General features: G+C 72.8%; 1 protein-coding gene (only partly in view). It reads left to right on the forward strand.

Annotated elements, in window-relative coordinates; translation table 11 throughout:
- Nucleotides 1–13,272: the 5' portion of an Ig-like domain-containing protein gene (locus VO99_RS02880; RefSeq protein WP_046111311.1), read on the forward strand. It continues 27,582 nt past the right edge of the window; only the first 13,272 of its 40,854 coding nucleotides appear in the window; its start codon is at nt 1–3; its stop codon lies beyond the right edge, outside the window.

The raw sequence follows: 13,272 nt of genomic DNA on the forward strand, positions 1-13,272 counted from the left end.
ATGGGGCAGCGCAAGGGCAGCAAGGGCTCGGCAGAGCGTCAGCGCGTGGATGCGCGCATGGAAACCGGCCGGCTCCCCAGCCGGACCTTGCTGCAGCGGCTGCTGCGGCGGGCCACGCAGGAGCTGGCGCCCGCGGAGGAACTGCCCGGCAAGCTGGTCTTCGAGACGGTCGAGCCCCGTGTGCTGCTGTCGGCCGATCCGGTCAGCGCCGCGGCCGCAGCCGCCCCCGCGCCTGCAGCGCCCGAGGTGCAGGGCCGCATCGAGGTGCCGGGCGAGGTCGATCAGTACAGCTTCACGCTGGCCAGCGACGTGCGGCTGGTCTTCGACTCGCTCACGCCGGCCACCGACATCCGCTGGCAGCTCGAGGGCCCCGCCGGTACCGTGGTGTCGCCGCACACGCTGCGCCAGGCCGATGCCGGCAATGCTCCCCAGGCCGATGCGCTGTCGCTGGCCGCCGGCAGCTACACCCTGTCGGTGGACGGCGTGGGCGACACGGTGGGCGACTACCGCTTCCGCCTGCTGGACCTGGCGCAGGCCCAGCTGCTGCCGCGTGGCCAGGCGGTGGAAGGCACGCTGGATTCGGCGCGCGAGACCGACCTGTACCGCTTCGATGCCAATGCCGGCCAGCGCTTCTTCATCGACCGCACCGAGGGCGACGACGCCACCTGGCGACTGCTGGGCCCCGACGGCAAGCAGGTGCTCGATGCCCGCGGCCTGGCCCATGACATCGACACCTTCACCGCGCTGCAGACCGGCACCTACACCCTGCTGATCGAAGGCCAGGTGCAGCGGCCCGCCGATGCGGTGACGGCCTATGCCATCACGCTGCACCAGGTGCCGGACAAGAACGCCAGCCTGGTGCTGGGCCAGGCCCGCGAAGCCAGGTTCGATGTGCCGGGCCAGAGCCTGGCCTTCGACTTCCAATTGGACGGCCGCCGCCAGGTGCTGTTCGACCTGCTGTCCGACACGTCCGCCGCCACCTGGTGGCTCACCGGGCCGCATGGCGAGGTGGTGTCGGCCAGCGCGCCGCGCACCGTGGCCTTCAGCGATTCGCGCGACTTCGGCGGCTTCACCGGCTGGGATCCTTCGCGCACCGACCGCCAGGCGCTGGACCTGGACGCCGGCCACTACACGCTGCACTTCGAGGCCGCGGGCGACGCCCGGCCGCACTTCCACTTCCGCCTGCTCGACCTGGCTTCCACCGACGCCACCTACCGCCGCGCCATCTCGCTGGACGAGGTGGTGGACGACACGCTGGCCACCGGGGCCGAGACCCACCTCTACCACTTCGATGCGCAGGCCGGCGACCAGCTGCTGTTCGACATCCTCTCGGCCACCAGCTATGACGCGCAATGGCGGCTCTTCAATGCCCAGGGCGACCAGCTGTTCTCGCAGTACCTCGGCAGCGATCAGGCGCTGACCCTGGCCGCCAGCGGCCACTACACGCTGGTGGTGGAAGGCCGGCGCAACCGCGCCGATGCCAACCAGCTGCAGTTCGCGGTGCGCCGCCAGGGCGGCACGCCGCCGCCCGCGCCCACCGGCAGCGGCTATGAGCTGGGCAGCGAGGCTTCCGGCACGCGCAACAGCAGCGGCGAGGTGGCCCGCTACACCTTCACGCTCGACCAGACGCGCCGCGTGGTGCTGGACTCGCGCAGCAACAACGACATGGTGTGGCAGCTCACCGGCCCGCGCGGCACGGTGTCGCGCGCGCTGTGGCGCGATGCCGCGTCGTGGTCGGCCAATCCGGTGATGACGCTGGAAGCCGGCACCTACAGCATGGCCGTCAGCGGCGAGACGGGCGCCTACGCCTTCGCCCTGCTGGACCTGGACGGCGCCGGCACCACGCCGGTGGCCCTGGGCGAGGAAGCCAGCATCACGCTGTCGCCGGGCAACACCTCGGCCCTGGTCTCGTTCGAGGCGCAGGCCGGCAGCGCGGTGTTCGTCGACCTGCTGTCGGCCACCCGCCCCAATGCGCACTGGCGGCTGATCTCGCCCAGCGGCCAGCAGCTGCTGGCGCAGACCGCCGGCGACATGAGCAGCCTGCCGCTGCCCGACACCGGCCGCTACACGCTGTTGATCGAGGGCCAGCGCAGCGAGACGGTGGCCAACACCGTGCGGCTGCGCGTCACGCCGCTGCAGGACACGGTGCGGCAGATGGACTTCGGCGAGACGGTGCTGGCGCCGCCGCGCGCGGTGGCCGGCGCGCCGGTGGCGGGCAACGGCGGCGCGTTGGCCTTCGACCAGCAGCAGGCCGTGGTGGTGGACGAGCCCGCGGTGGACCTGCGCGGCGACTTGACGCTGGAGACCTGGGTCCAGCCGCGCGCCTGGTCCGACACCTGGATGCCGGTGGCGGTGCGTGGCGATGCGGCCGCGCAGCGCAGCATGGGCCTGTGGCTTAACGCGGACGGCTCGGTGCGCTGGGAAACCCGCGATGCCGGTGGCGCCCGCGTGGTGACCAGCGCCGCCGGTCTGGTGCAGCTGGGCCGCTGGACCCACCTGGCCGGCGTGGTGGACCGCAGCGGCGCACAGCCCGCGCTGCGGCTGTACGTCGACGGCCAGCTGCGGGGCAGCCTGGCGCTGGCGTCGGCGGCCCCGGCCGTGGCGGTGCAGGGCGCGCTGCGCCTGGGCGCGGACATCGAGAACGCCGGCGACCACGGCTTCTTCGACGGCGCCATGGACGAGCTGCGGCTGTGGAACACCGCCCGCAGTGCCGCCCAGATCGAGGGCCAGCGCGGCGCCACCGTGGCCGCCGATGCGGCAGGCCTGGTGCTGCGGCTGGCCTTCGACGGCGCGCAGGTGCAGGACGCCGGCCCGCTGTCGCTGCCGGTGCAGCGGCTGTCGCCAGTGGCGGTGCCCGCCGGCACCATCGCCGGCCTGCTGGGCACGCCCGGCGAGAAGGATCGCTACAGCTTCATGCTGGAGGGCGGCCGCCGCATCGCGGTGGACGTGCTGCAGAACCTGGGCAACGTGCGCTGGCGTCTGGACGGCCCCGAGGGCCGGCAGATCGGCCCGCGCGGCTTCGACAACACCGATGCCGGCGACGGCCATGCGGTGTTCGACCTGGTGGCCGGCCGCTGGACGCTGACCGTCGAATCCACCGGCGGCGACACCACCTCGCCCTATGCGCTGCGGCTGCTGGACCTGGCCCAGGCCGCGCCCATGGTGCCCGGCACCGCGGTGCAGGGCCTGCTGGAGCGCGGCAGCCAGACCGTGGCCTACAGCTTCCAGGGCGAGGCGGGCCAGCGCTTCTACTTCGACGCCATCAGCGCCGGCAGCACCCTGGGCCGCTACCGGCTGGTCAAGCCGGACGGCAGCGCGCTGTGGACCAGCGGCCTGCGCGGCGACCAGGACCACTTCACCCTGCCCGCCACCGGCACCTACGTGCTGCTGGTCGAGGGCGGCCGCCAGGCCTGGCAGCAGGCCACGCCCTTCCGCTTCAACCTGGTGCCGGCGCCGTCCCCGGTGGTGGACGTGGTGCTGGGCCAGTCGCGCGGCACGGCGCCGGTGCTGGTGGCCGGGCCGGTGGGCCAGGCGCTGCGCGACGTGGCCGACACCCGCGTGAGCGTGGCCAACGGCCCCGACGTGGACCTGCGCGGCGACCTGACCATCGAGGCCTGGATCCGCCCCGACCGCTTCAACGGCAGCTGGATGCCGATCGTGGCGCGTTCCAACGGCACCGCGGCCACGCGCAGCTATTCGCTGTGGCTCAACAGCGCCGGCTACCTGCACCTGAGCACCGCCGACGCCAACGGCAGCAACCGCACGCTGGACACCGCGGCCGGCAGCATCCAGCTGGGCCAATGGACGCATGTGGCCGCGGTGATCGACCGCAGCGCCGCCACGCCGCAGCTGCGCCTGTACATCAACGGCGTGCTCGCCTCCACCGGCACGCTGGACGGCCAGCCGCCGGCCGACAACGGCGCCGCGTTGATGGTGGGCGGTGCGCTGGACGGCGGCCTGTTCGACGGCGCCATCGACGAGCTGCGCCTGTGGCGCGGCGTGCGCAGCGCGCAGCAGATCGACGGGCTCAAGGGCAGCGCCCTCACCGGACAGGAATCCGGCCTGGCGGTGTACCTGCCCTTCGACAGCCTGCAGGACGGCAGCAGCCCCAGCGGCCGGCCCGGTGGCCCGGCGGCCAGCGTCAGCAGCCTGTATGCCGGCCTGCCCGGCACGCTGTCGGGCCTGCTGGCGGTGCCCGGCCAGGTGGACACCTACCGCCTCACCGTGGACCAGCGCCGCCTGGTGGTGCTGGACACGCTGGGCGAGCCCTATGGCCAGGTGAAGTGGCAGCTCAGCGGCACCGGCGGCCTCTCGCGCGGCGGCTGGCTGGCGAACACCGACGGCCATGAAGGCCACACGCTGCTGGACCTGCAGCCCGGCGTCTACACGCTGACGCTGCGCACCGAGGGCGATGCCCGCTCCCCCTATGCCCTGCGGCTGCTGCCGCTGGACCAGGCGCCCCTGCTCACCGATGCCCAGCCGGTGTCCGGCGAACTGGTCCCCGGCAGCGCCACCCAGGCCCATGCCTTCAACGCCGCGGCCGGCGAGCGCTTCTACTTCGACCTGCAGGCGCTGGCGCTGCAGGGCGGGCGGCTGCGGGTTCTCACGCCCCACGGCGACCTGCTGGTGGACCAGGGACTCAACGGCGATGCCGGCGTGTTCGAGGCGACCACCGCCGGCCGCTACACCGTGCTGCTGGAAGGCGCGCGCGGCAATGCCGACCAGCGGGTGGCCTACCGCTTTGCGCTGCACCGGGTGCAGGACACGGTGCTGCCGCTGCAGATCGGCCAGCCGCAGGCACTGACGCCGCCGTGGCGCGGCAGCGGCGCTGCCGCCGGCCTGGACTTCGGCAGCCACTGGCATGTGGCGGTGCCGCCCAGCCCGGCGCTGGATGCGCGCCGCACCGTGTCGATGGAAGCCACGGTGACGGTGGACAGCTTCGCCGCCAGCTACATGCCGGTGCTTTACCTGGGCCGGGGCGATGCCAGCTACGGTCCTGGCCGCAGCTGGGCGCTGTACGTCACCAGTGGCGGCGCGCTGCACCTGAGCACCAGCGACGGCCAGGACCAGTACCTGACCACCGCCAACGGCCTGGTGAAGGCCGGCGTGGCCACCCGCATCGCCGCCACCATCGACCGCGTGAACGGCGTGATGAAGCTCTTCGTCGAAGGCGACGAGGTGGCCAGCATGGTGGTGCGCAAGGCCGACATGGTGTCTTCGCCCAGCCGCGGCCTGCAGATCGGCCGCAGCGACGAGTCGTGGAGCGGACTGGCCGCCTTCGACGGCCGCATCACCGACGTGCGGATATGGAACGTCGCCCGCACGCCGGACGAGATCGGGACCAGCAGCGGCCAGCCGGTGGACCCGGCCACGCCCGGCCTGGTGCTGAGCTACGGCCTGCATGAAGGCGCCGGCACCGCCGTGGCCGACGGCGGCCCGCTGGGCCTGCACGGCGAGGTGGTGGACGGCCTGGCCGCCGTGCCGGGCGCCGTGGCCGGGCGCATCAGCCAGCCGGGCCAGAAGGCCACCTACACCTTCGAGGTGACCACGCCGCGCAACGTGGTGATGGACGTGCTGGGCGACAGCGGCTTCCTGTGGTCGCTGGACGGCCCGCGCGGCCGGCTGGTGGACCAGCGCTCGCTGCGCAACACCGATGCCAACGACATCGGCGGGCTGGACGGCTGGTCGGCCGACCCGGGCGCTTCGCAGCGCGTGGTGTTCACCCTGGTGCCCGGCAGCTACAGCCTGACCATCGACCCGCCGGGCGATGCGGTGGGCGACTTCGCCTTCCGCCTGCTGGACCTGGCCAGCGGCCTGCAGCCGCAGCCGGTGCAGACCGGGCAGGACGTCACCGGCACCCTGGCCTGGGGCGCGATGACCCAGGCCCATGCCATCGACGTGACCGCCGGCGACCGCCTGGCGCTGGACAGCCTGGGCGTGCCCAGCGGCCACAACGACCTGCGCTGGCGCCTGATCGCGCCCACCGGCGAGCAGGTCTACAGCGCCTCCTTCGCCAGCGACAGCGGCACGCTGCAGCTGCAGCAGACCGGCCGCTACGTGCTGCTGGTCGAAGGCGGCCGCGCCGACACCTGGCCCAAGACCTACCGCTTCCGGGTGGAGCACCGCGGCAACACCCTGGCCGAGATGCTGCCCGGCACCCACTGGCAGGACGACTTCGACGGCCCGCAGCTGTCGGCCGACTGGCAGGCCGGCCGCGGGCCCACCACGCTGGGCGAGCGGCCGCTGCCGGCCGCCGTCTTCGAGACGCTGGACGGCGCCACCGTGCTGCGGCTGCAGAACAGCGTGGCCAACGGCACGCTCGAAGCCATGTCCAGCCGCCTGCTGGCGCCGGCGGACAACTTCCGCTGGGAGGTGCGCTTCAACACCCTGACCCAGGCCCCCGGCGTGGCCTGGGACGAGCCCATCGGCCTGTACCTGGCCGACGCGGTGGACGCCAGCCGCTGGACCGCCGTGGCCCTGCGCAGCAACCCCGACGGCCAGGGCCGCGTGTTCCGCAGCGATGCCCGGCCCTTCGACGGCTTCGGCGAGACGGCCTTCGACTTCGCCAACAACACCTGGTACCGGCTGCGGCTGGAAGGCGGCCCCGGCCAGCGGGTGCGCGCGGTGCTGCTGGACGACCAGGGCCAGGAACTGGCGGCGCGGCAGTTCAGCTTCACCACCGCCACCTTTGCCAACGGGCTGCGGCTGGGGCTGTACCAGGCGTCCACCACCGGTGGCAGCCTTGCCAGGACCGACGTGGCCATCGACTGGGTGAAGCTGGACAGCACGCCCACCGTGCCGCAGCCGCTGGAGCTGGGCGCGCTGGCCGAGGGCCAGCGCAACAGCAGCCAGCAGCGCGACAGCTGGAGCTTCGAGCTCACCAGCACCACCCGGGTCATCATGGATCCGCGGGTGGATTCCAGCGCGCTGCGCTGGTCGCTGGACGCCCAGGGCCGCGGCACGCTGTTCGAGCGCAATTTCCAGGAGCGGGCCACCGATGCCCCGGGCAATCCGGTGATGGAGCTGCCGCCGGGGCGCTACACCGTGCACATCCACGGCAACACCACCGGCAGCTACGGCTTCCGGCTGGTGAACCTGGGCGCGGCGCTGCCGCTGACGCCAGGCCAGGCCCAGAGCGTGACGCTGTCGCCCGGCCATGCCACCGAGGTGCGCTACTTCGATGCGCAGGCCGGCCAGCGCTTCTACTTCGACCCCCAGGGCGCCACCAGCAACCAGGCCAGCTGGCGGCTGGTCTCGCCCACCGGCGACCTGCTGTTCAGCCGCGCCATCGACAGCGACGTCGACACCCTGGCCCTGCCGCTCAGCGGCCGCTACACCCTGGTGTTCGAGGGCTACCGCACGGCGGGCGCCGAGCCCAACGTGCTGAACTACGGCGTGCAGCCGGTGGCCGACCATGCGGCCACGCTGGTGCTGGACGCGGTGACGAGCCACACCTTCAACACGCCCGGCGGCGTGGCGGTGTACACGCTGGACCTGCAGACCGCGCGCCGGGTGCGCATGGACAGCCTGTCGCCCAGCACCTTCCGCTGGTCGCTCACCGGGCCGCGCGGCACGGTGGTGGCTCCCACGCAGCTGCGCTGGTCCGACAGCGCCGACCTGGGCGGCGCGCTGCTGGAACTGCCGCCCGGCATCTACACCCTGACCGTCGATCCCGCGGGCGACACCGTGGGCAGCTTCGCCTTCCGGCTGGTGGACGTGGCCGGCAGCACCGTGGCCCAGGCCACGCCCGGCACCGCGCAGGAGGGCACGCTCAGCCCGGGCAACCGCTCCGACTTCTACCACTTCAGCGCCAACGCCGGCGACCGCTTCTTCTTCGACCAGCAGGCCGCGCAGGCCACCGGCGGCCGCGTGCGGCTGTGGGGCCCCTACGGCAACCTGGTGTGGGACACCGCGATCGGCACCGACGTGGACGTGTTTCGCCTGGCCGATGCCGGCCGCTACACCCTGGCCTTCGAAGGCGCGCGCGACGAGAGCGCGGCCAACACCTACCGCTTCAACCTGCAGCCGCTGCCCGACCGGGCGCCGGTGCCCATCACCGCCCTGGAAGGCAAGCCCGGCGCGGACCTGACGGTGGAGGACGTGATCGTCACCGCCGTGGGGGGCGGGCCCATCGGCTCCGGTGGCCGCGTGACGGTGAGCTGGACCGACGTGAATGCCGGCGAGTTGCCGGCCGATGGCGCCTGGGTGGACTGGCTGGTCCTCACCCGGGTGGACACCGGCGAGGTGATCGAGACCCGGCGGCTGCCGCGGCCGGCCGCGGACGGCCCGCTGGCCAGCGGCGGCCGCCAGCCGCGCAGCGTGGAGATCACGCTGCCCGAAGGCGCCCGCGGCGCCGGGGCGCTGCGCTTTTCCGTCACCACCGACGTGGACAACACGCTCAGGGAGCACAACCGCGCCGGCCGCGCCGAGACCAACAACCAGACCGCGACGGTGGCGAATTCGGTGCTGGCCAGCTACCCGGACCTGGTGCCGCAGCAACTGCGGGTGGAGCCGGCCGGTGGCGGCTGGACGGCCGGCGCCAGCGTGACCGTGCGCTGGGAGACGGCCAACACCGGCCAGCGCCCGGCCCAGGGGTCCTGGCAGGAAACCCTGGTGGTGCGCAACCTGAGCAACAACCAGGTGCTGCTGACCCGCACCGTGCTGCACGACGGCAGCACGCTGGAAGGCAACGGCGCCAGCCTGTCTCGCAGCGAGACCTTCGACTGGCCGGCCGCCGGTGCGCAAGGCCGCATCCGCTTCGAGGTGACGGTGGACAGCACCGGCCTGCTTGCGGAGTCCAACCCTGCCGGCAGCGGCGAGACCAACAACATCGCCCAGCTGCTGGTGCCCAATGCGCCCGACCTGGTGGTGCAAGGGCTGGAACGGGTGGGCGGCGCGCAGTCCGGCGACACCGTCACCGTGCGCTGGCGCGACGTGAATGCGGGCAACACCGCGGTGCCGGGCAGCTTCCGCGACCGCCTGCGGGTGGTCAACACCACCACCGGCGAGGTGCTGTTCGACCAGGCCCTGCCCTACGACGCCACCGTCTCCGGCCTGCTGCTGCCCGGCCAGTCGCGCGAGCGCCTGGCCACCTTCCAGCTGCCGGTGGGCAGCCGCGGCGCCGGCGCCATCAGCGTCACCGTCACCGCCGATGCCAGCCCGCAAGCCGCGGGCACCGTGCTGGAGGCCAATGCCGCCAACGACGCCGAGAACAACAACAGCGCCACCCTCGGCTTCAATGCGCTGCTGTCGGCCGCGCCCAACCTGTCGGTGGTGATCGACGAGGCACCCGATACCGGCCGCGGCGGCACCACCGTCACGGTGAAGTGGACGGTGACCAATGGCGGTGCCCTGCCCGCCACCGGTCGCTGGGTCGACCGGCTGCTGCTGACCACCGACGGCAATCCGGCGCATGCGCTGCTCACCATCGACGTGCCGCACGATGGCCCGCTGGGCACCACCGCCAGCTACCAGGCCAGCGCCCAGGTGCCGCTGCCGCTGCAGCGCAACGGCATGCTGCGCTGGGTGGTCGTCACCGATGCCACCCAGCAGGTGACCGAGCCCGACACCCGGGCCGACAACACCTCCCAGCCGCGCGCCATCAGCCTGGTGGCGCCCTACACCGACCTGGCGGTGCAGCTGGTGCAGGCGCCCACCGTGGCGCTGGCCGGCGCGGCCATCGAGGTGGCCTGGCGCGTGGCCAACGGCGGCGACACCGCCGCCACCGGCAGCTGGAAGGACCGGGTGGTGCTGTCGCAGGACGACGAGTTCGGCAATGCCGACGACATCGTGCTGGGCACCGTCACCGTGATCGGCCCGCTGGCCGCCGGCGCCAGTTATGGCCGCCGCGAGAACTTCCTGCTGCCGCCCGACCTGCAGGGCCCGTGGAAGGTACTGGTGCGCACCGACCTGGACGGCGCGCTGTTCGACGACGGCCGGACCTCCGACAACCTGCGCGCGGCCGATGCGGTGCTCACCGTCCGTCCCGCGCCGGCGCCCAACCTGGTGGCGCAGGGCGTGAGCGGACCGCTCACGGCGCTGGCCGGCGGCACCGCCACCGTCACCTGGGAGGTGCTCAACGGCGGCGAGGCCGCCGCCACCGGCCCCTGGGTGGATTACCTCTACCTCTCCGCCGACGGCCAGCTGGCCGGCGCGGTGCTGCTGGGCACCAAGCAGCGCAGCGGCAGCCTGGCCGCCGGCGCCAGCTATGCCGACAGCCTGCAGGTGCAGCTGCCGGCCTGGGCCGATGTGCAGGCACGCTTGATCGTCGTCACCGATGCCGGCGGCAAGGTGTTCGAGGCCGGGCGCGACAGCGACAACACCCGCGTGGACGGCACGCTGGGCCTGCGCCACCTCAACCTGCAGGCCGGCGGCCTCACTGCGCCGGCGCGGGTGGATTCCGCCCAGCAGCTCACCGTGGGCTTCGACGTCGTCCAGTCGGGCACCGCTGCAGCCAGCGGCACCTGGACCGACCGGCTGTACCTCTCCCGCGACGGCACCGTGGATGCCGGGGACCGGCTGCTGGCCAGCCACACCGCCACGCGCAGCCTGCTGCCCGGCGGCGGCTACCACGTCGATTTCGACGTCACCATTCCCATCGATGCCGAAGGCGCCTGGCAGCTGATCGCGGTCACCGACGACGGCGACGCACTGCGCGAGCTGGGCCACGAGGCCGACAACCGCAGCCTGCTGTCGCTGCAGGCCGACCTGCAGGCCTATGCCGACCTGCAGGCCTTCGACATCGTCGCGCCGACGCAGCTGATCGCCGACCCGGCGCGGGTGACGGTGAGCTGGAGCGTGCGCAACCCCGGCACCGGCGCCGGCATGACCGACGCCTGGACCGACACCGTGGTGCTGAGCACCAACACCGTGTTCGGCGATGCCGACGACATCCTGCTGGGCAGCTTCCGCCACGAGGGCGGGCTGGCCCAGGGCGGCGTATACAGCCGCACCGAGACCATGTTCGCGCCGCCCGGACGCAGCGGCCGATTCCATGTGCTGGTGAAGACCGATGCGGAGAACCAGGTCTTCGAGCACGGGGGCGAGGCGGACAACACCGACTCGCCCGCCGCCCCGCTCGACCTGATGACCCGACCGTATGCCGACCTGGAGATGGGCGGCGTGTCGGCGCAGGCGAACGCGCAGTCGGGCGGCACGGTGGCGGTGACTTGGACGGTGACCAACCGCGGCATCGGCCGCACCGACACCGACCGCTGGACCGACGAGGTGGTGCTGACCAGCGACCCCGCCGGGCAGCACATCGTCAAGGCGATGGGCTTCCAGCACATCGGCGTGCTGGAGGTGGGCGGGCACTACACCCGCACCGGCGTGGTGTCGCTGCCCGACACCTTCAGCGGCACGCTGTACGCCTTCGTGCGCACCAGCGGCCCGTTCGAGCTGGTGTACACCGACAACAACCGTGCGGCCGCGCCGCAGCCGGTGCAGGTGGCCCAGTCGCTGCTGCCCGACCTGCGGGTGATCGCCATCAGCGGCCCGGCCGACGCCCACGAGGGCGACACCGTCGAGGTGACCTGGGAGGTGCTGAACGACGGCGACGCCCGTGCCGCCGGCAGCTGGACCGACACCGTGGTGCTGGTCAAGGCCGGCGCCGATCCGGCCGACCCGGCCACGCCGCGGCCCATCACGCTGGGCAGCTTCACCCATGCGGCCGGCCTGGGCGCCGGCAACAGCTACCTGCGCACCGAGCGCTTCAAGCTGCCCAGCCGCATCGAAGGCGGCTGGCAGATCCGGGTGACCACCGACGCCGGCAACTCGGTGTTCGAAGGCGCCACCGAGCCGGCCAACAACACCACGCTGGACGATGCGGTGCTGATGCTGTCGCTGCTGCCGCGGCCGGACCTGCAGGTGCAGAGCGTCACCGCGCCGGCGCAGGCCACGGCCGGCCAGACGGTGGCGGTGACCTTCACCGTGGTCAACCGCGGCCCGGTGGCGGCCACCGGCGTGTGGCACGACCAGGTGTGGTTCTCGCCCAGCGGGACGATGCAGGGTGCGGTGCTGCTGGCCACGGTCATCAACGACCAGGCCCTGCCTGCCACCACCGGCAGCTACAGCACCACCGCCTCGGTGGTGATGCCCGAGCGCTACCGCGGCGGCGGCCACTTCCTGGTGGTGGCCGATGGCGGCAATGCGGTGGAGGAATATCCGCAGGCCAACGAGCGCAACAACAGCGCCTCGCGGGCGGTGAACGTGGTGGCCCAGCCCAGCGCCGACCTGCTCACCAGTAACGTCGTCGCGCCCTCGCAGGGCGTGTACGGCGGCGAGATCACGGTGCGCTGGACGGTGACCAACGTCAACGACACGCCGACCAACCGATCGAGCTGGACCGACACCCTCTGGCTCACCCGCGACAGGACCCGCCCCAGCCCCGGCCCGCGCTCGGTGCTCACCGCCGACGGCACGCCGATCCAGATCCCGGGCAACGCCGCCATCCTGCTGGGCAGCAGGACGCACGTGGGCGCGCTGTCCAAGGACGGCAGCTACGACGTGGAGCTGACGGTGCGGCTGCCGCAGCAGATCGAGTCGGGCACCTGGTACCTCACGCCCTGGGCCGATGCCTACGACGCGGTGCTGGAAGACACGCTGGACATCCACGTCAACGCCGACGATCCCAACGAGGAGAGCGGCAACAACTACAAGGCCCGGGCCATCGACATCCTGGGCACGCCGGTGCTGCCGCTGCCCGACCTGCAGGTCACGGCGGTGAGCACCAATGCCACGTCGGACCAGCCGGGCTCGGTGGACCGGCCCTTCGAGGTGACCTACACCGTGCGCAACGAGGGCGAAGGCCCGGCCAACGGGCCGTGGACCGACACCGTGGTGCTGCACGACACGCCGAACCTCAACGACCCGGCGGCCAAGCGCTGGGTGCTGGGCACCTTCGATCGCCCGGCGGGCCTGGCCTCCAAGACGGGCTACACCGTCACCAGGAGCTTCGACCTCTCGCCGGCCGCCAAGGGCTGGTACGTCACGGTGCTGGCGGACACCGATCCGCTGCGCACCATCGCCGAGACCATCGAGAACAACAACGGCCGCACCGTGGCCGCCGAGGTGCAGGCCCGCCCGGCGGACCTGAAGGTCATCACGGTCGGCACGCCGGCGCAGAACTTCTCCGGCGAGAAGGCGCTGATCAGCTGGACGGTGCAGAACGTGGGCGCGGCCGTGTGGTCGGGCACCCGCGCCTGGACCGATGCGGTCTTCATCTCGCCCGACCCGGTGTTCCAGCCCAACAGCAGCCGCACCCGGCTGCTGGGC

Source organism: Aquincola tertiaricarbonis (genome assembly GCF_000969605.1).
Lineage (GTDB): Bacteria > Pseudomonadota > Gammaproteobacteria > Burkholderiales > Burkholderiaceae_C > Aquincola > Aquincola tertiaricarbonis.